Raw genomic sequence first — 23,163 nt, 5'->3', positions numbered from 1 at the left:
TTAAGGTAATAATATAAGTTATTTACCGATGACGATTAATGGATAACATAGTGTGACTAAAAATAGCGCTTTAAGCCACGCCCCGATGGTGTCAATAATTATCCCTATATTCAACCGAGAAGGACTTGTTGGAAGGGTGATAAATACAGTTCTCAAACAAACCTTTCAGAATTGGGAATTGCTTTTCATTGATGATGGAAGTACAGATAAGACAAAAAACAAAATTTCATTACTGTGTGGCAATGATGTTCGAATTCGATGTATTGACAATGTACACACTAAAGGGCCGAGCGGCGCCAGAAACACTGGGCTAGACAATGCTCAGGGTAAATATATAGCCTATCAAGACAGTGATGATGAATGGATTGAATCTCATCTTGAAACGATGGTTTCATACTTGGAAAAATATCCTGATAAGATCGATGTGATGACAGCTGACCCTCTACGCAAGTATGAGGAAACAAGAGAAGTATTTAATTACGATAAATTAGATTTATCTGATTTTAAAACTACTGATTTAGGTGGCGCATATTTGTTTGATAAATCTGAAATTTTTGATCGTCAGTTGAGAGGAAGGGTCGTAACAACTCAATGCATTGTAGGAAAGGCTGACATACTAAAATCAGTTCGGTGGAACGAAAGACTTAATGCTGCTGTTGATATTATGTATAACTTGGAGCTTTGTTCCAAAAATATTAATGTTTGTCATGTAAGTCAATACCATGCAGTTTACTGGGCGCATAGTGATAATTTGACAAATGTTTCTGGTGGTCATAGTCCTGAAAGAATGGAGCGTATTCATAGTGCCTTTGCACTTTACTGGGAGTTGGTGCTTACGACGTTAAAACTCGATCAAGCTCAAACAGAATTCGTTGAAATGAATCTGGCAAAGTGTTACGCGTGGCATTTGGCTTATCATACGTTTGAGCCTCAGAAGAAATATACAGTTGCGATTCAATATTATCAGAAAGCCCTAGCTTTGCTTCCTAATGACAATCATATTAAAAAGGCAATGAAGAAAGCCAAGTTCAAGCAGTTTTTTAATAAGCTTAGGGCAGGCCATGGAGACTAAAAGAATTGCTATTTGTTTCTTTGGTATTACGAGGTCATTAAGCTTTACTATTGAAAGCGTCGTTGAAAATGTTATTGATCCGGCTAAAGAAACAGGTGAAGTAAAGGTTTTTGCTCATTTCTTCAAACAACGCAAAATAGAAAACTCAAGGACAGGAGAATCTGCACTTTTAAACCCAAACGAGCATCATCTTCTAAACGCAGATGAAGTAGAATTGGAACAACCTGATAAGTTCTTAGCCTCATCGAACTTTGGGGCTGTGAGCAAGTTTGGTGATGGCTTCGGCGATCAATTCCAGTCTCTACGGAATTTGTTCCATCAACTGTACTCGTTGCAAAAAGTCACGTTAAATGCATTGGAGTGGAACCCTGATATAGTTGTTTTTGTTCGTCCAGACCTTCAATATCACGATAGCATGTTTAATATATACAAAAGAGCTAGCCGGTTATCTGATGGAGTGTTTGTACCAAATTGGCAACATTGGGACGGATTGAATGATAGATTTTCAGTTGCTGTGGGAACAAAAGCTATTCGTGCTTATGGACTACGCTTTGAGCAGGTTTTATCTTATTGTGAGCACATGAACGCTCCATTGCATAGTGAGAAACTACTTAAGTATGTACTCAGGAATGAACGAATTAGAACAATGGGAATTAGAGCATCAAGAGTTCGGGCTAATCTTACCCTTGCAGAAGAACCATTTCATCACTATAGAATACTTTCCTTACACAACTATCTAGCGCATTTGTGCCGCTGTAGCTTCGACAATAAATTACTTGTTAGTGCAATGTGGAGCCTTCAAGTTCTTATCTATGGCAACCCTTATAAAAACTTAAAGTAGTTGATGACTTACGACATGGTTTACCTTATTAATCATAATAAATTCGTTTGGAGAGTGAGATGCATGCTAACTAGACACATTGGTGCTAAATTTCTCGCCAGCTCGAGGCATCATAGTGGCAAAGAGAACTAAAAAATGACAGCTGTAAGCATTATTCTACCAACCTATAATCGTTCACATTTTTTAGACAACGCTTTTCAGTCTCTTTTAGCGCAGACATTTAAAGAGTGGGAGCTTATAATTGTTGATGATGGAAGCACTGACAATACAGAAGAAAAAGTTAAAGAGCTTCAATCAAAAAATACTTTCCCTATTAAATATTGTAAAAGAGAGAACGGCGGAGCTGCTTTAGCACGTAACACGGGCATTCCACTAGCTAAGGGAGAGTTTATTGCATTCTTTGATAGCGATGACTACTGGGATGCAGACCACTTAAGTCGCGCTATTTCAGCACTCAAGAAAAACCCCAGCTTAGACTGGTTATATTTTGCGTGCCGTCGTAAAGATTTTTTGACTGGAGCGCTGCTGCTTCCTTCAACGTTTTATACCAATAATCAGAAAAACCCGCTTTTTTCATGCGCTTCCCATAAATCTGATGATATCTACTTTCTTGAAAATGAAAAAGCCGCGCTCTGTCAAATAAAAGTCGGAATTGATAGCGGACTACAGAATTCAGTTTTTAGACGCCATATATTTAATAAGTTTTTACTTCCGAATTTTAGAGTTGGTGAAGACAGGCTTTTTATTCTTCAAATACTTAAAGCCAATTTTAAAGGAGCTTTCGTTGATAGGGTCACTGTGACCTATAATGTACATGATAATAATACGTCAGATACAAATTTGAATGAAAGCAATAAAGAAAAGCGCATACTAGCCATGGAGAGGTTAATTGCTAGCTATATTGAAACATTTAAGTTGTCTTCTCTTTCTTTACGCGAGAAAAATGCGCTGAGGAAGCGTCTTTCTGAAGATTATGTTTGGAAACTCGGATATAGTTTGCAGCGTGAAAATGGGAACTACAGAGATGCTGCTGCATCTATGATCAGAGGTATCAGATATTGGCCGTTCAAACTAAGCTATTGGAAAACTCTGTTGGTAACGTTGCTCAAGGGAGTTAAAGGCGGGTGAAATTCGGTTTGATAGAAAAATTTAAGGCGAACGTGCTAAAGAAAAAGAAGGTACTCGTTCTTGGTGATTCTCATACTGCTATCTTTTCACATAATTTGCTGAAACAATTTTTTGAACCAAAATACCTATTACTGGTTCAAACTGTTGGCGGGGCAACAATATCAGGTTTATCAAACCCTAATTCTCAAACTCAAGCATTGCCAATTTTCACGAAATCATTCGAAACCGTTGATCCAGATGTAACTATAATCCAACTTGGAGAAGTAGATACGGGGTTTTTATTATGGTACCAGGCGGATAAATACGAAATATCGATAAATGATATGCTTCAAAGATGTATTGAAAATTATAAGTCATTTATTCGTAACTGTAGCGGAAAATTAGGAGCGGTCGTTGTAAGCGCCCCCCTTCCTACCATAAGAGATAACCAAGATTGGGGGGACGTAGCAACTGCAAGAAAGGATGTAAAGTCTTCGCAACACGAACGTACTGAGCTTACATTACGATTTAACCAAGCCGTAAAAAAGTTCTGCATTGAGCATTCAATTCATTTCATTGATTTAGACCCAGAATCCGTAGGTGAAAATGGGCTTGTTAGTGATAAATTGCTCAATGCAGACCCCAATGATCATCACTATAACACCTGCTACTATAGTTCACTGTTAAAGCCTCATTTAGCACAGATATTCTATGAAGAATAAATTTATTCAGTTATTACCCGTTAAAGCCTATCTTCACATTCGTTGGTGGGACTTTAAAATAAATCGTAAAAAGTATTTTAATAATATTCAGGCATTGAGGCTTCGAGATACTCACGAGTGGTCTTCGTACAAGCCGTTTGACCAATCTAAAAGTATATTCGTTCATGTGCCAAAGTGTGCCGGTATTGCTGTAAATAAAGCCTTGTACGGAAACTTAGCCGGAGGTCACACTTCTTTAGATGAATATATTAATATTTTCGAACCTTCTAATTTTACGTCTTATTTTAAATTTACTTTTGTGCGCAACCCTTGGGACAGATTGGTTTCGGCTTACACCTTTTTACAAAAAGGTGGTTTTAACGAATGGGATAGAACTTTTTTCGATGATGAACTCTCACGTTATGACAATTTTCATGATTTCGTACGTAATTGGTTGACGCCCGAAAATATCACTAAACATCACCATTTCAAACCTCAATATAGCTACATTATTGATAAATACAACCGCGTCTCAGTCGACTATATAGGGTATTTTGAAAATATTGAGGATGATTTTGAAACAATCAAAACGAAAATTGGAGTTGATGCAAGGCTTGAGAAAAAAAACGCTGTCAACCGAAAGAGTTATACTGATTATTATGATGATGAAACTATAGCTATTGTAGAAAGTGTATATGAGAAAGATATAAAGCTATTTAATTATTGCTTCACTGGACCTAAAAGCTTTGTGCGAACATTAAAACTATAGTCTCGTATTTTTAAAAAGTAGGAATGTCGCTAGGCAATCTTACTTTTTAAAAGAGAGATTCCTTTGGTTATAAGTCCTTCAATATAACCCCACTCCTCAGTTTTTCTCGCTGCCGAATAATGAATGATACTGAGCGTTAATACAAAGAGACTCATAAAAATAAATCCATTCAATATCAAGTTCAAAACTTTATAGTGAGTGTCTAAACTTACCATGTTAACGACTGAACTAGCTACCACTACGGCAATTAGTGCTGGAAGGCTTATGGTTAATAGTCGTAGGCAGTTTCTTAGACCGGTATACGAAGACGTAATATAAATAAGAAAAATTAAACATATCGCATTTTCTAAACCTACGCGCATTGCTCCGAATAAAAATAGATCTTCGAGGCCGATTAAAAAGAGGCTGCCATAAATGGTTAAAAAAGATACTACTTCGTAGTACAACATATGTTTTGTTTTGCCAAAAACTACTAAAACTCGCCGCGCTTGATTTAAAATAGCAAATGCCGGTATTAAAAGACTAAAGCAAGCGAATAACTCAGAATATTCTACCCAATTAGGCCCCAAGAATACGTAAATAATAAGCTGATGTTGGCTAGCCATAAAGCCACTTATTGGCAGGGCTAATAACATAGTACCTATGAAGCTAATGTTAAATTGCCTGGCGAATAGGGTTGCGTCGTTTTTCGTCTTATTGAGCTCTACAAGTAATGGCTGTGTTGCAGGTAATAATATTTCTGAACTTGGAATAAAGGCGAGATATTTCAAAATGTGGTAAGAGCCCAAAGAGGCTTTTCCAAAAGTACTACTAACCATGATTGTATCTAATTGAGTTCTAAAGTAGCCAAGAATAGATTGCGGAATAAGCCATCCAGAAAAGTGCCACTGCTCTTTAGCATTTATAAGAGTCAGCTTTGGTTTGTGTGGGTGAATAAAATAGGACCCCGCCACCATTGTTATCCCGTTAGCACATTGACCTAGAATCAATGCCCAGTAAGATTCAAATATCAGAGCAATACTCACTGCAATTGACACCGACAAGAATTTGGCGATGATACTTACTTTCACTAGCGGAGCGTAGTTTTGCTCTCTTCTAAGAAAGGCTACGCCTGGATTTCCTAAACAGCGAAAAATCATAAGGGCTGCAAATACATAAAAAATTGCAGTTAGCCGCGAATCTTCGTAGTAATCGGAAACAAACGGCGCTACTGCTATCATTACGAGGGCAATAAATGTCCTCAAGATTAAATCTATCGTCCAAGATGTATTAACAGTGTCGCTATCTATAGTATCTGAGCGAAGGAGGTATTGCGTAGTACCTGTATTCGCTAAAACATCCAAAAAGCCCATAAATAGAGTAGCAATAGCGACTAATCCAAAATCCTCAGGAACAAGGACTCTCGCTAGTATTAGGGTACTAACAACGCCTATAAGTTTTTTTGCGAGAGACTCAGCTACTAACAATATGCTACTTATTAGCCCTTTTTTAACGTTACTCATTATAACTAGCTTTTTTTATGAGTTTTCTTAACCTTTGCTTTACCATAACTTTTTTATAGATTGGAATGTTGTCAGAGTGTTTACTGAAGTTATTAAATATTGTGAGGTTGATTTCGTCTAGATCATTAGGCCATTTCGATACAGGGATAGCGTCCAGATAAAACTCTTGCATTTTACCTAGTTCATACCGTGCGATCCTGTTTTTATACAAAATTAGGTCATTAATTTTTAAAGGAGAAAGACTTACAAAATTATATCCCGTACCCGGTAAATGTGTAACACGATTGGGTAAATTTCTTGGCTTAAAATCTAAATTTGTATTCACAGCTTTTGTAATAAAGCTATCAATCCAATTTAATCCTCGAGGGAGTCTAAATTCGGATTGCTTTATGTGCTTAATGAAAGTGCCCTTTAGCCCGTAAAGGTTTCCAAAAAGGCAGCTCCTTTCCGTAACTAAACTTTCATAAAAAACTTGATTTCTGCCAGATAGTGGTAAACCAGCAATAGCAACCGTTTCAGGCGAAGTTGAATAGAGTTTTGAAGCCATTTTTTGAAAACAGCAAGCTGAAAATAAAACGTCGGCATCTACGAAAAAATGTATGTCTGCTTCGTCAGCAAGTTCGTGCATGTAATGATTCCATGCATTGCACTTATCACCAATGGCTAATTCTGTTATAGATAATTTGTCGAATGATAGTAAAGATTTTATTTCGTGAGCTTTTGTTACGGTATCGTCAGTACATCCATTTGCAACCAGGTGAAAAGTGCCTAGGCCTGTATCTGTGTTTTGCCATACGGACTCTATGCTCGCTTGGATATTTTCAGACTCATTGTAAGCGAACATCGTGATGTTATATTTCATTGGAATTCAACTTTTCTTATGCGTTTCATTTGTACTTTTTATAAGGAAGTAATTAACACTTAATAGTAAAACTATAAAGTAAAATGGCTCGAAAATGATAAGGTCGAGAAAAATTGCTCCAACAAAAAAACCAAGTAAACCACACATACACGCATTGTTTATGTAAGCGTAGATACTGTCCGGTTTCGCGTGCAGCTTTACGTATTTAAAATTTGAATAAGATTTTACGAAAAAATACAAGTAAATAAGTCCTGCAAGGATACCGGTATTGGCAGAAAAATTCAGTAAAGTATTGTGCGCAACGTGCGGTGACTCTCCGGGAAAATGGACACGAGATGCAATCTGAAATCGTTGGGGACCCACTCCGAAAAGAGGGTATTCTCCAGTGAGTTTTACACCGACGCTCCAAGACGCTAATCTCGGGTTGATGGGCTCATCACTGTGTTCTGCTCTACTCACAGTTTCCGATGTCCTGTTTAACAGCGCGCCTCCTTGCCAGATCACTGCGCCAACGAATGCCATCAATAATATAGTGTTAAGCTTCTTTGACCGAATTAGTGTTGTAGCAAAGAGGGTAGATATTCCTGCGCTTAACAAAGCACCTCGAGAGGCGCAAAGTATAAGAGCGTGCCACAAAAACGGAATAAGAATGATGAGCCCTATCTTTATCCTCTTATCCTTAAAGAAAAAAATGCCGAAAAGAATAAAATGCATGAGTATGACTAACAGGATAGAAAATGCATTTTCGTCTCTATATGGGCCGCTAGGAAGCCCTGAAAACCTACCTGCTTTGAACATACCCCAGTCTTGTGTGAAATATGCCTTATTTGTCCAATAAGTGTAATATACAGCTATTGCCAACATGGTATAACAGAAAATAACCAGTGCTTTTTTATTTTGAATTAAACCCAACACAATAGTGTACATAATAAATATCGTACGCATTGTGCTGAGAACAATTTCAGCTCCAGTACCGGCGAAATAGCTATCAAAGGGGGTTAACCAGTTCGAAATGTGCATAATAGCAACCAGCAGTGCTAAAGCACGATATTGACCAGACCTATATACAGCCCAGTTTATTTCACCTTTTGCAGCTTGTATCGCCCAAGCTATTATGGATAGACCTGCAGTGATTTTGAACAAAGGAATCCCTTCAAAGCTCCAAAACCAAATATATTGAGGCTGCATGACAGAAACCGTTGTATAACTCAGTGCGGCTAAATAGGGCGCGCTTACTAGCATTATTGTTGTAAACAACAATGCTAGTATGGTTAGGATTTTAACCATGGCGGCTAAGCTCCTCATAAATAGCCGTATATTGTTTATTCATAATGTTTGCATGGAAGTTAGTGTTAAAATGAGGTAAGCATTTTTCCTCCATTTTTTGGAGTAGGCTTGGATCGTTGATTATAACGCTAATCGCTTGAGAGAATGCTTCTATATCATTATTAGGGGCTACTAGACCAACCTCTCCATTTAATATAATTTCCGAGTTTCCGCCAGCATCTGTTACTACACAGGGTGTTTGCAAGGCCATCGCTTCTAATAGAGTCATTGATGTTCCCTCGCTTAAGGACGAGAGTAAAAAAAGATCCATAGCATCTATAAACGAGGACGCATTTTCCTTATATCCAGTTAAAATAACGTCACTTTCCAACTGTAGCTCATTAATAAGTCGTTCAATATTTTGTCTCTCGTCGCCGTCCCCCACCATGAGCAACTTGATATTGTTATTGCATTGTTTTACACGATGAAACGCATGCAGCATCATTTTATGATTCTTTATAGGGTCAAAGCGAGCAATAGTACCGAGTAGAAAAGTTTCATCTTTAACGCCAAGTTCTAGTCGTATGCTTTTTCGATTTTGCAAATCTTTAAATCTTGGAATTATACCGTTGTAAACAACGCTAGTTAGATTTTTAGGAAGGTACTCAAATTCTGCGAGCGCTTGCTTGGTCGCTTCAGATATAGAGGTGATTTTAGAAGTACACTGAACAAGGAATGGGTTTACTATTTTTCTCTTGTAACTTCGACTATCAGGGTAGAAGCGTCCGTGTTCGGTGAATATAACGTGAGCGTTCGTGAAGATGCTTGCCAGAGCGCCATATACCCAAGGAGTGTATTGATGGCAGTGAACAACATCAATTTTTTCCTCTACAATGTAACGCCTTAATTTCTTCACGATATCTGTATCGAATCCAGGCTTTCTTTTTTCAGCTACAATCGCTATACCTTGAGAAACAAGCGATTTACCCCAAGGGCCTATTGGAGATTCTATGCAAAAGATAGACATCGGGTGCTTAGATAAGTCACTACCTTCGATAATGTTTTTAATTACCATTTCGGTGCCACCTATCCGCATGTCAAAGGTGACGTGTAAAACTCTAGCCATTGGAGTAACTTTCCCTGTTTATTACTTTTTCATTGTGTTCGCGTGACTTCGAAAACGAGAAGTTTTTCCTAGCATTTATGAAAGGCATTTCTATAATTCTGTACATCACTTCTGATAAAACAAGAGTTATGAATAAAGTGGTAGTGTAATAAAACACAATATTTTCTTTATTTATGATATGGCCTGCAATTGCAAGGGCGTCTACATGAAGCAGATACATTGCATAAGAACGTGTGGATATATGCATAATAATCGAATGATACCGGTGCTCTCTAATACGTTTTTGGCCGTCAGCCCAGATAATCCATATTCCGAAAATAATCGCTAATTGTAACTTACCTGGTTCTATTATATGCCACTCTGGGTAATATCTTGCTACGTAATAAAAAATGTAGAGCGCTATGGAAAAGTAAAACAATCCTTGTATATGTTTTGCGAAATTTTGCCAAGTTTTATACTGGTTAAACTTTAAATAAGCCAGCAAAACTCCCATTGCACAACAATCAAGTCTTACGTGTGTTTCTTTTAAAGAATTAAATAACTCTAAACTGCGAAAAAAAGATGGGCTTAAAAGAAAAATGAAAAGAGCTGTAACCTGGACTTTATGACCAAGGCGAAAGCCCACAACTAATAGTGGTGCAATAAATAAATAAAACTGTTCCTCTACTGAAAGTGACCAGCTCACGTAAAATAAATTTAAATCAGAATTATAGTTTTGAGTAAAAAATAGATGGCTCCAAGGGAACTCAAAGTTGTTCTTGGTTAGGTATTGTTGAGCGATAGTCACAGCTAGTACTGCATAATAAGCTGGCAGTGTTCTCATCCAACGGCGAATCCAAAAGCGTGAGATGTCGATATTGCCGAACTTAGATTGTTCTTTAAAAAGCTGGTTTCCAATCAACCAACCCGAAAGAACAAAAAACAGGTCAACGCCAGTGCCACCAAATTGTAGAGGCGCGAGTACCTGAGGAGAGCCTAGGCTATTTATCGTATGACCCGTAAACACAAGCATTATTGCCAGCGCTCTAAAGCAGTCTAAAGCAAAATTACGCTGCATAACGTTCAAACCACATTTGATACATCAACATACTCCACAGCACTATGCCGTGATCGGCTTTGCGCGTTTGATGTTCTTCCCAAAATTTCTTTATAACACCGCTATCGAATACGTCGTTAAGACCACGCTGTGAATCGATGATTTGAGATTCAGACAGTGATTTCAATTCACCTCTAAACCACTCATCCAGCGGCGTACTGAAGCCCATTTTCTTTCTATACAACAGTGAATCGGGGATAAAGGGCTTAAAGACTTCTTTAAGTAGGTATTTTTTCTCACCGTCGCGATATTTCTGTGAAGAGGGTAGGGTGGCGGCGAACTCTGCAACTTGGTAATCCAGAATAGGCGCTCGTACCTCTAACGAATTTGCCATACTCATGCGATCAACTTTCACAAGGATATCGCCCGTCATGTAGGTCTTGATGTCGGTGTAAAGAATCTTGCTTAAATGGTCCGGACCGTCGGCTTTGTTATACATGTCTAAGGTATATTGACTAGGGTGGTAATCGGCGAGCTGCTGTGCAACTTCAGGCTTAACTAAGCTTTGCCACATTTCGTCAGTCATCATACTGTTTGTGATATAAAAGCCCATCGCCGGTTCGTGAGACAAGCTCGTAAGCAACGATTTGGCTTTTTTTCCGAGCGTGCCAGGCACTTTTCCAGCCAATTTCGCTAAATGTGGAAAAACAGACTTTCGGACCGCTTCGGGGAATTTGCTTCTTAGCTTGTTTTCGACATCGTCAATCGAGTACTTTTCGTAGCCAGCGAACATCTCATCGCCGCCGTCTCCCGCGAGCGCAACGGTTACAGCCTTTCTTGCCAGTTCCGAAACGAAGAAGGTCGGCACTAACGAGGGGTCAGCAAAAGGTTCATCAAAAAAGCTCACGATATGTTCTAGTCTGTCGCTAACGTTTTGGTGAACGGTAAATTCATGGTGCTCTGTTTCGTATTTTTCAGCTATTTCACGAGCGAAATCAGCTTCGTTAAATGCTTTATCATCAAATCCTATGGTACAGGTTTTTACGGGAGTTTCGCTGGCTTGTGCCATCATAGCGACAACACCCGAGCTATCCACACCGCCGCTTAAGAAAGCGCCAAGCGGAACATCACTGATCATTCTTTGTTTAGTGACTTTTTCAAGTAAGGTTTTTAACTGCGCTTTATTGGCATCTTCACTGGCACTTGTGGTGTTTTTAAAGCTCAAATCCCAATATTCATGAATGCTGAAACCGTCTTTATTAAGCATTAAATAATGAGCAGGTGGTAACTTGTGAATGTGCTTAAAAATACTCTTTGGGTCGGGAACGTATTGATATGCAAAGAAGTCATATACGGCGTCTAAGCGAATTTCTCTTGGAATGTTCTCCAGCGCCAATATAGCTTTAATCTCAGAGCCAAACGCAAATCGACCATTATCATTAAAATAGTAAAGGGGTTTTTTACCCAATCGGTCGCGTGCAATAAACAGTTCTTGCTTGTTTTTGTCCCACAGAGCAAAGGCAAACATTCCGTTTAGTTTATCTAAACACTCGGTTCCTTCGCGTGCATATAGCTCTAAAATAACTTCGGTATCTGTATGGCTTTTAAATGTAACACCGTCGTTTTCAAGCTCGGCTCGCAATTCAAGGAAGTTGTAGATCTCGCCATTAAAAACAATAACCAAGTCACCCTCTTTCGAGTACATGGGCTGATTGCCTGCTTCTGAGAGATCAAGAATACTCAGCCGCCTATGACAAAGGCCGATATGTTCATCGATATACATGCCGCTGGCATCTGGGCCTCTGTGATGAATAGCCTTGTGCATAGCTTCTAATGAAGTTTCACCGCCTTCGTTGAAATTAAAAAGGCTAAATCCTGCAATGCCACACATGAATGGTTATCCCTACAAACTGATATAAGGTCGAAGAATTGACCCAGTTACAATGGTAAATTTTAAGGGAAGTTCACGCCAAATGTTTTCGGCTATTTCTCTTACCCTGCTTGAGCCTGACTCAGCGTCGCTTTTAGTGTCTATCAACTCATTATTTTTATCAAAACTCTGCCAGTTAAGCAGCTGAGGTTCTGCGCCCCATTGTTTTTTAAATTTATATGTACCTTCTTCAAAGGTTGAGCGGCCAAAGTCAAAAACTTTCACGCCATTGTCGGCGCAATGGGAAAGCAAAGACCAATACAACAACATATTAGGAGCAAGGCGATTGAAGTCACGAAGTGTTGAGGCCCATGGAATAGAAGCGTTGTCACCCGATTTTATGATAATGCCACCACCAATAGGCTGGCCATCGTGATAAACCACGCTAATTAAACTACTTTGGCCGTAACTTTTTATAACTGCCTTAAACCATTTTTCAGCGTGAACAGGAGAGCCGAGATCTCTCATGTTTTGAGCATATACGTTGTAGAAATCACTTACCAGAACGTTCGATGTGCCTAATTCAAAGGTAAGCCCATTTTTTTCAGCCTTTCTTATTTGGCTACGTAATTTAGATTTGAAACTTGATAACAGTATTTCACTTGACTCAGGCAGAGGCAAAAGCATACGCACTTTTTTGTTCTCAAACTGGGTTTTGTCTAAAGGTGATTGTTCTATACCTCTAACTTCTAATCTTTTTCCTGTTACGTTTCGCATCTGCGCAGCAAGAAGCGCATGCATGTCATTTAACACCTTGTCGTTGTCGGCTAAGCCATAGCCTACATCGCAATAAGGTAAAGAACATATTTGCTTGCCCAGCAAAGGTATATTCATTAAAACAGCAGGGAAAACACCAACAACTTGCCCCGTATTAGCACATGTGGCAATAACGCCAAGCATTGAATGACCGTAAGCGGCTTTTACTGCTTCAAGCCACGCAAACTTGTGATAAGCGGAAGCATTTTTGTGTTGTGATACATAGGCATCCCACAAAGGTTTGTCGCTGGCTGACGCTATTCGTAACTTTGTATTTTGATGTGCCGTCATTAATTTTGCTCACCTTTAATAACACCGCTTGAAGCGCTGCGGTTACTTAAATGCACCTTGGCTTCTGAGATAGTGCAAAATCTAACATTGGCATGTTTCGCTAAGTGTTGAGTTACAACCTCAATGCGCTGGCATATTGTTTCAAATGCATTTGGCCCATCTAAAAGGCCCGTTGCTCCGTCGATTAAACTAGAGCTGTGTAAGTACATGTGAATAACGGGTTGTTTTTTCTGAATGCTTTGGTCGACTAACGCAAGCATGTCTTCGATTTCGGTAAGCTCTGGACTCAAATAAATCTTTCTTAAAAGTTTACTGTGCCAAAGCAGACCGACAGATTTAACCCAATTAAAAGGCGGTTTAGATAGTCGATTATGAATGCGTTCACCAAGAGAGAAGTTTTGAATATTAAACCCTGCGGTAACAGGGATCTCAAGCAGTTGACGCTGCTCTCCAGGAGCCAGTGCGTTGTCAAACGAAGGCCAATAAGGCGATTCTGGTGCACCAAGGCAGCTAAAATAGTCGTTCCTGTAAAAGGGATAAACGCTTGAATCTACTACATAGCCTCTTGATGCAAGTAATCTAAGCATTTTGGCACTTACGCCCCATCGCCCGCTTCTAAAGGACTGTGGGCGAACGCCTATTTTGTCGTGTAAAAGGGCGTTTAGTGCATCGAGTTTTTGCTCTACTTGCTCTAAAGGAAGGTTTATTACATGAGATTCCGCTTCGGTTGTTTTACCGAAATAGGGAGGGTTACACCAAGGGTGTAGATGTGCTCCAATCTCCGCGCTGTTAGATTTAGCAAAGGTTCGCAGAGTTTGACTACCAACATTATTGCTTGCAACGGCGTAATCAACAAAATATGTAGGACGGATACCAAGGCTTTCACAGAAAGTTTGAAATGCAGGAAGCTTTTCAACATTTTCAACTGAACAGTTATGCTGCGGAAACTCTTCGTCCCACTGCCATTCTTCTTCAGTATCAATAGTTAAAACAAATAACACGTCCTGTTTATGCATTTACACTCTCTTTCAGGATTCCTTTGAATAATTCAAGGTATTCATCAGCCATTCTCTTAGCAGAGAAATTGGCTTCTACAAACGACTTTGAGTTTTGAGCTAGTGAGGTGGCGAGCGCTTTGTCGTCTAGCAGTCTCTCCCAATCTTTCTCAAGCTGCTTGCTGTTGTGAAGAGGAGCCAATAAACCAGACTCGTTGTGTGTTATTAGCTGGTCGATACCCGCAATGTCATAAGCAGACACCGGAATTTCCATGGCGCATGCTTCCATTAAGCAGCGAGGGATGCCTTCAAGCGTCGACGTCATTACGAACAAGTCAAAGTCGCGCAGCAGCTGTAGCCTGTCATTTCTAAAGCCTAAAAAATGAATGTCGCTGGCACTAGCCAGTGTTTTCGAATACGCCTCTAAGCTGGGGCGGTCTTCGCCGTCACCCAGCAGTACTAATTCAATATCTTGACGCTTTTTATATAAAGACTCGAAGCAGTCTAAAATGGCTTTTATATTTTTCCGGCTGATCATTTGGCCCACAAAGCCAATGGTCTTCTTTTCTTTTGGCTTGTCTGTTTTTGTTTGTCTAACGGCTTCTACTTCAGACAAGTCTACGCCATTTTGGATATACTCAAGCTTTTCAGGCGATATATTAAACTTCTCCACATCACTCATTAGTTGCTTAGAAAGTGGAACAACTTTGTCGGCAAAGCGCATCGACTGACACCCTAACCAAATAAAGAGACGGAGTTTCAAGTCGGCAGCATTTTCAAAGCCGTGGGGTGTTACAACACACGGAATACCTGCTTTTCTAGCCGCCATTACGCCCAAAATATCTGACTTATAGCCGTGAGTATGGATAATATCGATATCTTGTTCTTGAATTAAATCCGCCAATTTCGAAACGGCACGCAGGTCAAAACGACCCTGCATAGGAATGTGGTGAGTTTTTCCTATCGCTTTGAACTGTTTTACTAGCTCTAGCTCTTCTGTACCCGGCTCTAAGGTAACAACAAGTTCACTCGAAACACTATCTGGCAAATGCTTTGATAACGCTAACACCCATCTTTCTGCACCGTAAAAACCGGTTGAACAAATAAACTGTAAAACTTTCATTGTTATTTATGCGAGCTGGTACTAACAGCGCCGCGTACTCCTATTAATGTTCCAAGTGCTCTAGCCGGAAAATAAAGCAGATAAAAAAGTGAGCAATGCCACCAAGTTACTTGCTGCTTAACAAGCCTTTTTAGTCGCCACGTGTACGCTGTAAAAGGCAGAAAAGCGCCTACTAACATAACTATAGCGACAATAGGTTGCGAGAATATTATCGCGAGAAAAGCCAGTAAAAGACCACCTGTAAATGCAAAAGGAACAACAAAACTTGGCCATTCTCTCAGCGGAATGCGCCTTCCTTTTAAAGATGCAATATTGGACTGGCCGCGCCATATTTCTTTTTTATACATCGGTGCGTAAGCTTTGTCTTCGCCAATGTGAATATACTGGGTTTGTGAGGTGTAAAACAACTCACCTAATTTATTAACCTTATCGGTAAAGAAATAATCTTCACAAGTAAGAAGGTGTTCAGGAAACTTACCTGCTGCCTCAAAAGTTTCCTTTAAAAGAAATAAGTTGCGGCCAGGCAGAAAACTGACAGGCACATCAAGTTCAGCATTGCTTAACGCCGTTCTTATTCTCTCTAAAGGCGGAGCGTTAGGGCTGTTCACCTGCATGGCGCTAACTAGAGCCGTATTGTCTCGCGTTTTGAGAGTATCAATCATCACGTCTAGCCAATTCGAAGCAAGTGCAACATCTGCGTCTAAAAATGCCAAGTATTCACCTGTCGCCAAGCCGGCGCCCAGATTCCTAGAATGTGAAATCGTGTTATTTTCGTCGTTATATACAACTCGCAAATTTACTGTTTCGATAAATGCGCTGAGCGTATTTGAAATTTCTTTATTCTGACTTACCAAAACAACTTCGTATTGTTCTTTAGGTGTTGTTAGGCCCGCAATACTTGTTAGTGTTTCAATGAGCATGTCTTCACGCCCCTTATGAGGAATGATAAAAGACGTATTAATACTCATGGTTTACCTAACCATTTTTGAAGTTGTGGAAAACGTTTCACTAGCTGTTTTCTCTCTCTTGACGGAGATAAATCGATAAGGTTGGACAAAAGAAAACTCAATGAATTGGATTTCTCTGTTGAGGCCTGACCTTTTTGTGTAGAAGTCGATGAAAGAGGGCGGGCAGCCTGCTTAAAACCTGAGTAATGGCCGTTTTGCATCATCAAACAAAGTAGGCGCGTGGTACTCGTCTCAGCACTCGTACTAAGGCGATGATAAATTGTATCTGCTAGTTGTTCGGCTTTTTGTTCAGCAAGCGTACGTTGGGCTTCAGTTAGATAGTTAGACGCAAAATGCAGTACGCATAGTTTTCTTAGGTCTTGCCCACTCCACGTTTGATTCGGAAACTCAAGAATGTCAGGCTTGTCTAAATAAGCGTATTCGTTCACTGCCATCCAATTGGCATAGTGAGTAAGGGAGTTTACGGCGTATTGATAGCTCGAGTCACATTCACAGCGCTGTTCTTTAAGTGATATAAATCGGCAAACAGCTTGTAGGAAGACAGTATAAAACCACGTTGCTTCGACATTATCCAATTGCAACTGGTCGAAGTCATCGGTGGGGGAGACCGTATTCGCTATAATATAGGCCGCGGCTTCAATATCGCTATCACAACCTTGTAGTTCGTATCTATCTAGCCTTGCTTGCAGGTAGTTACCCGTGCCTCTGTCTAAAGGGTACTTCCCTGTTTTTACATTTTTAACACCAGGAATATCGCTATTTTTAAAAGCAAGTAGGGCGCCTAAAAACGTACCGTCGCCTTCATAATAATTGGTTACCCATTGCGTTATGGATAATGCGGCGTCTCGAGACGGTGTGTATCCAGTAAGCAGATAATGCAAAGTGAGACCATTGGTATAACAATGCTGCCCACCCGGTCCGCCGCCTCCAGCATGATCATCGTAAACACCAGTCGGCTGATGTTTAGAGTACGTTCTATGAGAAGCTGTATATGCCTGAACATAATGGTCGGTATGCCAAAATAATCCGCCGCTATACTCTGGCTTATCGTCACGGGTGTGATAAACATCAATATCTGCAACATGCTTGGCAAGGTCATCTGCTAGTTCAAACCAACGAGGTTCGCCGCTTAACAACCACTGTATTAGCATTCCAAATATGGGGTCGTATTGATTGTTGTAATGTGACACGAAAAAGGGCTCGTCAGGTGCGAGTGCCTTTTCGTGATCCGCGTACAGCTCACCGAAGTGTCGCCAGCCAAACTCGTCGATATCGAGCCGCTTTTGATAAAAAGAAGACGGACCTTCAATGCCACTTTTTATAAGAGAGTCAAACTTGCATGATTTAGAAGGAAGGAAAGGTAAAACAGATGCGTTTTTTAGCCAAGCGCTATCAATAACCACTTGTAGAGATTGCATCTCGAAAGGTGCGATCGAAACGCATCGTGTTTTTTGTTCCCCAGGCTGTAGTTCAGTACTCTCACTATATCTAGAACCTAACAAGCTAACGCTCAACCTGTCTGATGTTAATTGTGCTGAACTAGGAAAGTTTTGCCAAAATTTATCAACATGAATATTAAAAGTGCTACCGCTGTTTGAAATCTTAATTTGCGGTTTTGCTTGGTCACCCGAAAGCAATAAGTGGTCTGGTTGGTAAAGTTTAAAACCGCGAAACGGAAGCGAGTTAACGTTGTCTTGATTTACATGGACTGGACTTTGCCAGTTTTCAAAACCACTGGAGGCCTGATGAAGTGTCAGCTCTTCATGTTCAGATGAACTAAAGACATCAGAATTTAGCGTCAGCGTAGGCTCTAGCGATTTACCTTTGAACGAGATACAGCACTCTTTTAAATAAATACTGTTTGGGTCTCCCAAGTCCCACTTCCCATTTGGGTGTGCCGCAGCGCTTGGGTTTCGCATTGTTAAATGAGCACAAACCGTTCCGGTACTAAGGAAGATTGACGCTTCTGTTTCAACAATCAGCTTTTTATCGCTGCCGAGCCTAATCTCGTATTTTTGTTCAACGGTTAATGCGCTGTATTCGTTGTTATTGCAATGAAGAGCATAAGAGAGTGCAATAGGGGTTATCGATTGAGGAGTAATATCAACCATATCGAAAGAGCTGGATAAGTGCTTGTTGGTTGCAAACTCAAAAGGCTTGGCTTTGTTAATTGTGAATGTTTCGCCACAGCCTAGTGACAGTGAAAGCGCCTCATCGTTATCGTTTACAGGTGAGACAAGCTTGTTCGATGGTGAGTCGCTCTCCACCGCTTCTAACGTCAGAACTATTTCATCGCTTACCGAATGGTGCTGTAAATCAATCAAACCTTCACATAACAACCACTTTATTGAACCATCTGGCCATAGCTGCGAGGTTTTGATAAAAGTATCAGTTAAGAGTATTCCGTTTGCGGCAAGCCGAAATTGAGTGACGGCGGGCCACATTCCCTTAGGGCAGGGCAACCCTGTTTTAAAATGTCCGCACGTCTCTTTGGCTAAAGAGGCAACCTGGATAGTTCCAACCGTTTGTGTCATTACTGCTTTCTTTATTTCTTCCGTGAGCAATATTCTTGATGAACATATGCATAATGACTCTAGTATGCCAATGGAATTGCCACTTGTGTAGCCTTCATCACTAATTTGTTACTTTGACCTTATATTTGCTTCGAAGTAGTATGACAATAGGACAAATAAAAATACTAAAGATAGCTTGGAAGGCGCTGATGTCGAAAGTTTGCGTGTTGTCGCAACGAGTACCGTATCCCCCAAATAAGGGCGAAAAACTTAGAACATATCATCAAATTGAATTTCTAAATCGCTTAGGGTACGAAGTCGAAGTTTTTTCTCTCATAGAAACTGCAGAAGATAAGAAAAATGCCGAAGCGTTAGCCAAGCATCTTGGAATTTCGGTCAACTCTTACCAGTTAGGTAGTAAATTCACGCGTTATGCTTCGGCCTTACTGCAAGGTTTGCCCATAAGTGTTGGGGCGTTTTACTCAAAAACACTTCAACGTGTTATTGATGAGAAACTGAAAGAGGGTGATGATGCGCTGCTGTTAACTGCGTCGAGTTTAAGCTATTACATCTTCAGCTCGCCTTATTACAACAATACCCATTGTCGATTGTTTATGGACTTTATGGACGTTGATTCAGATAAGTGGGCACAATACGCAGATTCTTCTTCTTTCTTGATGCGCTGCGTATACAAGCGTGAAAGCAAAGGTATAAAAAAACTTGAGGCTAAAACAAACCAACGGTTTGATGAGTGCTTTTTGATTGCAAGCGAAGAGGCGCAGCTATTTAATTCTTCAGTAGACTCATCGAAAGCGATAACAGTGCTTGGAAACGGATTAGACCTCGATGCGTTTTATCCAGCGAAAGCGCAGCCTTGCGCGGCGACAATAAGCACTGCACCGCATTTCTTGTTCACGGGCGTGATGGACTACAAACCTAATGTAGACGCGGTACTTTGGTTTGTTAAAAATTGCTGGCCACTCATTCGTGAAAAAGCACCCAATGCAAAATTTACCGTGGGTGGTATGAACCCTGTTGAAGAAATAAAGGCGTTGTCAGACCGCGATGGCATAGATGTCACGGGCTTTGTCGATGATATATTGCCTTATTTTCACCAAGCTCATGCGTTTGTTGCGCCATTTAGGTTGGCAAGAGGCGTGCAGAACAAAGTGCTTCAAGCGGCAGCATGTAAACTACCGATAATAACCACGTCTATGGGAGCTGAAGGGATCTCGTTTGCCAACGCCGACAGCATGTGGATAGTAGATGACGTAGACAGCTTTGTAGCTGCATGCGTGGAAAGTATTGAAAACTTTGAGCTATCACAACATAAAGCACAACGTAGCTACCAAGCAATAGTTAGCGAATATAGCTGGGAACAACAATTGAGCCCGTTGAAAGTGGCAATGGCAAGAATATGAAATCAATAATTAAGACAAGTTTTTTTGCTCTTTGTGCACTGGTTATGCTTCCTTTCACGCTTTTGTATTTAATGCTGTCTATTGTGGTAAACAAAGACTCGCTGCTTTCCTCTTTTAGCCAGCTGCTATCGCTTATACCCGGTAAACTAGGGTGTTATTTACGTTCGGGCTTTTATCGGTTTGTCATGACCTCGTGTGCGCCAAACGTTCTCATCGGTTTCGCCACGTTGTTTTCACAACAAGATACTGAGATTGACGAGGGGGTGTACATAGGGCCGCAATGTAACATTGGTAAATGCGCAATTGGGAAAAATACTTTGTTGGGAAGCGGTGTGCACATTATGAGTGGCAAAGGACAACATAATTTTTCTGACCCAGAAAAGCCGATAAAAGATCAGGGCGGCGTTTTTACCAAAGTCTCTGTAGGAGAGAACTGTTGGTTGGGCAACGGTGCCTTAGTTATGGCAAACATAGGGAAGGGGAGCGTTGTCGCAGCAGGTTCTGTGGTTGTTGATGATGTTCCTGAGGGTGTTATTGTTGGAGGGAATCCGGCTAGAGTACTTAAGAAAGTCTCTGCTTAAGGCGTTGAAGTAAACGGGCTAGTCGTCCTCCAGTCGACTTGGTATAAAAAGTTAAGTTAGTGAAAGCATATACTTGTGTGCAAAGACTTTCTTTATATCGACTCTCTCCGCCCAAGAAATCATACCAATGAAACCCCTGTTTGCGATAATACTCCATCAAGGTGAAATGCAAAGTATACCCAGGCTTAATTTTATTGTTTGCAAACTGATAATTTATGCCTGAGCAATAAAAATACACTGTATCACCAAAAACGAAATTATAAGTGTAGCCCAATAAAGTAGTGCCTGCCTTTACTTCTGCAATACTTACATATTCAGAAAAATTTTCTAAAAAATAGGTGTGGTGGGCGAGAAAAGATGGATTTTCAAATCCACTACCTTCTGTGCTGTCGCTCCACTTCTCTTTATGCAACGCGCCTAAATTATCCAAAAAAATATGACGCTGGGTTTCTGATGCTTCATTCACCGAAATCGAGCCATATTGGTCTTCAAGCAATCTAGTAGAGCGGCGAATTTGAGAACGGGTGTTTTTTGAAAATTGCTTTTCCAAGTCTGGTGTAAACATTGAAGTTCGATAGCCATTAATTGTTTCGGCTTTAATGCCTAAGGTGTTTTCAATTATCTCTTTGCTAATTGATATATCGTTCGCCATAGAAATATACAGCTTACAAACATGACTTCTATTGGCTTCCTCTAAGAGGGATATAAGGCATGCTTGTTCGTGTTTTTTTGAGCAAATAAGAGTGTTATATTCAATCCAAACTTGGTCCTCATTAATTATGCCAGATTGGTTTAAATACCATGAATGAATGGGAGGAAAATGCAGCGTCTTTTTACTCGCTATCCAACAATAGCCGATAGGCTGGTTTTCTAACTTGAAGATGTAAAGACTAGGAAATAGTTTCAGGGAATATGCCCAAGATTCCTGCCAAGCTAGAGAAGTAAAGGGGGTACGTGTGTCAATATGCTCATGAACTTCTCTTAGAAATATTTTAACCTCTTCAAATGAAGCAAAAATTTTACGCTCTAGGAATACTGCCATAAACAAAATTTTAAGTTGAGAAAGCTTGATATCAAGCCTAACGATAAAAATGGTTTCAGTAAAATGAAAAAAGCCCTCTTACGAGGGCCTTTTAGTAAACTTACTATCGTATCTTACGATTTTCTGCGTCGCGCCGCAGCTAAGCCTAGAAGGCCTAAGCCAGCGATAGCTAAAGTTCCAGGAGCCGAAACTAAAGACACGCCTGCTGATGAAGCTTGTACAATTGATACTTGATAATCACCGTTACCAACACGATAAAACCCAGTTGCACTAGAGCCGTTTTCAACAGAAACGCCCGTATCACTGCCAGTAAAGTCATCGCTCGCCGATACTAAGCTCTGAGGGAATAGTGGAAGAAGATTAGTAACGTCTACGAATCCTGCACCAGTGTCAAAACCAACTGACCCGCCATCTTGGCTTGTACTGTCAGTTCCAAGGGAGATAGTGAAGTCAGCCGATGCAGTGGCATTAGCAGTCTGTGATGGATCGGCAGCAATGTCGGGTGTCTGACTTGCATCTACAAAAAGTGAATAGCTTGCTGTAAATGAAAGATAAAGTTCAGTAACACCCTGAATCGCAAAGTTTACCACAGTAGTCAATGAATCAGTAATATCAGAAGTTGCCGAAGCGTTATTGTTAGCTCCGCCGACCGATGCGCCTGCGTATGTCATACCTGACGCTGAAACGGCAGGGTTGACCAATGCACTACCATCAACGATCGAATCCGCGACTGCATAACCATAACCATTCGCGAGACTGTCAGCGTGAATCGCCTCAACGTTACTGTGCTGACCAATCAGACTGTTGTTTGTTAAGCCAAGAATGTTGCAAGAAGGACCTGCGCAATCAAATACCCCATCAGCAGTACCTGTGCCATTGGGGCCAGTCGCGAACACTCGAGTATCAGGTAAACCGACACCGTTGAAACCCGTACTAGTTTGAGCCGAACGAGTACCGCCACTTACTTGAATAAACGTGCCCAAGTCTTGCGGGAGCACAGGTTGTGTCATCGCTTCGTCATAAAAAGCAATAATTCCAAAAGACTGCACGTCCAAATAAGACGTTGCCACAACGCCCGCATTTGCGGAGAGTGAAGCGCCCGCTAGAACTGCGCCAGCTACTAAGCTCTTTTTAATTTTAGAAAATTTCATGTCTTTTCCTTTTGAATAAGCATTCTGTTTTTCGCGACTATTTGACTGCACGGCGTTAGAAGCGATTGTCTCAAAAGAACACGCAGATAATGTGCCATTATTTCAAGTGT

At 40.5% G+C, this 23,163-nt stretch carries 20 protein-coding genes; 7 read left to right on the top strand and 13 right to left on the bottom strand.

The genetic code is table 11. The features are described 5' to 3' along the window. Positions 1 to 52: 52 nt before the first annotated feature. The 5 genes from ACM0P2_RS14010 (at position 53) to ACM0P2_RS13990 (ending at position 4,490) form a co-directional block, all read left to right on the top strand. Complete coding sequence (locus ACM0P2_RS14010) at positions 53 to 1,072, top strand: glycosyltransferase family 2 protein (RefSeq protein ID WP_159119925.1); 1,020 nt, start codon at positions 53 to 55, stop codon at positions 1,070 to 1,072. Beyond that, positions 1,062 to 1,913: a hypothetical protein gene (locus ACM0P2_RS14005; protein ID WP_159119926.1), complete on the top strand. Its 852-nt coding sequence runs from the start codon at positions 1,062 to 1,064 to the stop codon at positions 1,911 to 1,913. Before ACM0P2_RS14010 ends, ACM0P2_RS14005 begins: the two co-directional genes overlap by 11 nt. A 135-nt stretch (positions 1,914 to 2,048) precedes the next feature. Continuing rightward, positions 2,049 to 3,041 (top strand): glycosyltransferase family A protein, encoded by a 993-nt coding sequence (locus ACM0P2_RS14000; RefSeq protein ID WP_159119927.1) that lies wholly within the window; start codon positions 2,049 to 2,051, stop codon positions 3,039 to 3,041. Next, complete coding sequence (locus tag ACM0P2_RS13995) at positions 3,038 to 3,742, top strand: SGNH/GDSL hydrolase family protein (protein ID WP_201282665.1); 705 nt, start codon at positions 3,038 to 3,040, stop codon at positions 3,740 to 3,742. Before ACM0P2_RS14000 ends, ACM0P2_RS13995 begins: the two co-directional genes overlap by 4 nt. Next, on the top strand, positions 3,732 to 4,490 hold the full coding sequence (locus ACM0P2_RS13990; protein WP_419226712.1) for a sulfotransferase family 2 domain-containing protein: 759 nt from the start codon (positions 3,732 to 3,734) through the stop codon (positions 4,488 to 4,490). The genes ACM0P2_RS13995 and ACM0P2_RS13990 overlap by 11 nt, the downstream gene beginning before the upstream one ends. A gap of 29 nt (positions 4,491 to 4,519) precedes the next feature. Here ACM0P2_RS13990 and ACM0P2_RS13985 read toward each other — a convergent pair whose 3' ends face one another. From ACM0P2_RS13985 to ACM0P2_RS13935, 11 genes are read right to left on the bottom strand one after another with little or no spacing between them, the layout of a single operon-like run. Beyond that, a complete protein-coding gene (locus ACM0P2_RS13985) occupies positions 4,520 to 5,992 on the bottom strand; it encodes an oligosaccharide flippase family protein (RefSeq protein ID WP_419226711.1) in 1,473 nt (490 codons plus the stop codon). Beyond that, positions 5,985 to 6,854 carry a glycosyltransferase gene (locus ACM0P2_RS13980; protein WP_159119930.1) on the bottom strand — a complete coding sequence of 290 codons (870 nt, stop codon included), beginning with the start codon at positions 6,852 to 6,854 and terminating at the stop codon, positions 5,985 to 5,987. Before ACM0P2_RS13980 ends, ACM0P2_RS13985 begins: the two co-directional genes overlap by 8 nt. 6 nt (positions 6,855 to 6,860) lie before the next feature. After that, the gene (locus ACM0P2_RS13975; protein ID WP_159119931.1) at positions 6,861 to 8,141 is read right to left on the bottom strand and encodes an O-antigen ligase family protein; all 1,281 of its coding nucleotides are present in this window, start codon (positions 8,139 to 8,141) and stop codon (positions 6,861 to 6,863) included. Then, the gene (locus ACM0P2_RS13970; RefSeq protein WP_159119932.1) at positions 8,134 to 9,246 is read right to left on the bottom strand and encodes a glycosyltransferase; all 1,113 of its coding nucleotides are present in this window, start codon (positions 9,244 to 9,246) and stop codon (positions 8,134 to 8,136) included. Before ACM0P2_RS13970 ends, ACM0P2_RS13975 begins: the two co-directional genes overlap by 8 nt. Beyond that, complete coding sequence (locus ACM0P2_RS13965; RefSeq protein ID WP_159119933.1) at positions 9,239 to 10,303, bottom strand: acyltransferase family protein; 1,065 nt, start codon at positions 10,301 to 10,303, stop codon at positions 9,239 to 9,241. The genes ACM0P2_RS13970 and ACM0P2_RS13965 overlap by 8 nt, the downstream gene beginning before the upstream one ends. Further along, the gene (asnB, locus tag ACM0P2_RS13960) at positions 10,293 to 12,173 is read right to left on the bottom strand and encodes an asparagine synthase (glutamine-hydrolyzing) (RefSeq protein WP_159119934.1); all 1,881 of its coding nucleotides are present in this window, start codon (positions 12,171 to 12,173) and stop codon (positions 10,293 to 10,295) included. Before asnB ends, ACM0P2_RS13965 begins: the two co-directional genes overlap by 11 nt. A 12-nt stretch (positions 12,174 to 12,185) precedes the next feature. Further along, positions 12,186 to 13,259: a GNAT family N-acetyltransferase gene (locus ACM0P2_RS13955; RefSeq protein ID WP_159119935.1), complete on the bottom strand. Its 1,074-nt coding sequence runs from the start codon at positions 13,257 to 13,259 to the stop codon at positions 12,186 to 12,188. After that, the gene (locus ACM0P2_RS13950) at positions 13,259 to 14,275 is read right to left on the bottom strand and encodes a polysaccharide deacetylase family protein (RefSeq protein ID WP_159119936.1); all 1,017 of its coding nucleotides are present in this window, start codon (positions 14,273 to 14,275) and stop codon (positions 13,259 to 13,261) included. Before ACM0P2_RS13950 ends, ACM0P2_RS13955 begins: the two co-directional genes overlap by 1 nt. Beyond that, positions 14,268 to 15,377: a glycosyltransferase gene (locus ACM0P2_RS13945; RefSeq protein WP_159119937.1), complete on the bottom strand. Its 1,110-nt coding sequence runs from the start codon at positions 15,375 to 15,377 to the stop codon at positions 14,268 to 14,270. The genes ACM0P2_RS13950 and ACM0P2_RS13945 overlap by 8 nt, the downstream gene beginning before the upstream one ends. 2 nt (positions 15,378 to 15,379) lie before the next feature. Beyond that, positions 15,380 to 16,345: a glycosyltransferase gene (locus ACM0P2_RS13940; protein WP_159119938.1), complete on the bottom strand. Its 966-nt coding sequence runs from the start codon at positions 16,343 to 16,345 to the stop codon at positions 15,380 to 15,382. Then, positions 16,342 to 18,879: a hypothetical protein gene (locus tag ACM0P2_RS13935; protein ID WP_159119939.1), complete on the bottom strand. Its 2,538-nt coding sequence runs from the start codon at positions 18,877 to 18,879 to the stop codon at positions 16,342 to 16,344. The genes ACM0P2_RS13940 and ACM0P2_RS13935 overlap by 4 nt, the downstream gene beginning before the upstream one ends. A 188-nt stretch (positions 18,880 to 19,067) precedes the next feature. On the opposite strand from ACM0P2_RS13935, the gene ACM0P2_RS13930 reads away from it, so the two are divergent. Both ACM0P2_RS13930 and ACM0P2_RS13925 read left to right on the top strand, forming a co-directional pair. Continuing rightward, positions 19,068 to 20,279, top strand: coding sequence for a TIGR03087 family PEP-CTERM/XrtA system glycosyltransferase (locus ACM0P2_RS13930; RefSeq protein ID WP_159119940.1), 1,212 nt, complete (start codon positions 19,068 to 19,070; stop codon positions 20,277 to 20,279). Continuing rightward, the gene (locus tag ACM0P2_RS13925) at positions 20,276 to 20,860 is read left to right on the top strand and encodes an acyltransferase (protein ID WP_159119941.1); all 585 of its coding nucleotides are present in this window, start codon (positions 20,276 to 20,278) and stop codon (positions 20,858 to 20,860) included. The genes ACM0P2_RS13930 and ACM0P2_RS13925 overlap by 4 nt, the downstream gene beginning before the upstream one ends. Here the strand turns inward: ACM0P2_RS13925 and ACM0P2_RS13920 are convergent. Both ACM0P2_RS13920 and ACM0P2_RS13915 read right to left on the bottom strand, forming a co-directional pair. Then, positions 20,841 to 21,902 carry a GNAT family N-acetyltransferase gene (locus tag ACM0P2_RS13920; protein WP_159119942.1) on the bottom strand — a complete coding sequence of 354 codons (1,062 nt, stop codon included), beginning with the start codon at positions 21,900 to 21,902 and terminating at the stop codon, positions 20,841 to 20,843. The genes ACM0P2_RS13925 and ACM0P2_RS13920 overlap by 20 nt on opposite strands. Before the next feature lie 113 nt (positions 21,903 to 22,015). Next, positions 22,016 to 23,053 carry an EDSAP-1 family PEP-CTERM protein gene (locus ACM0P2_RS13915; protein WP_159119943.1) on the bottom strand — a complete coding sequence of 346 codons (1,038 nt, stop codon included), beginning with the start codon at positions 23,051 to 23,053 and terminating at the stop codon, positions 22,016 to 22,018. Positions 23,054 to 23,163 lie beyond the last annotated feature (110 nt).

The sequence above is a fragment of the Alteromonas sp. OM2203 genome, from assembly GCF_048517045.1.
Classification (GTDB): Bacteria; Pseudomonadota; Gammaproteobacteria; order Enterobacterales; family Alteromonadaceae; genus Alteromonas; species Alteromonas gracilis.
The sequence above is the reverse complement of the archived record's forward strand: the minus strand, read 5'-3'. Positions and strand labels throughout refer to the sequence as shown.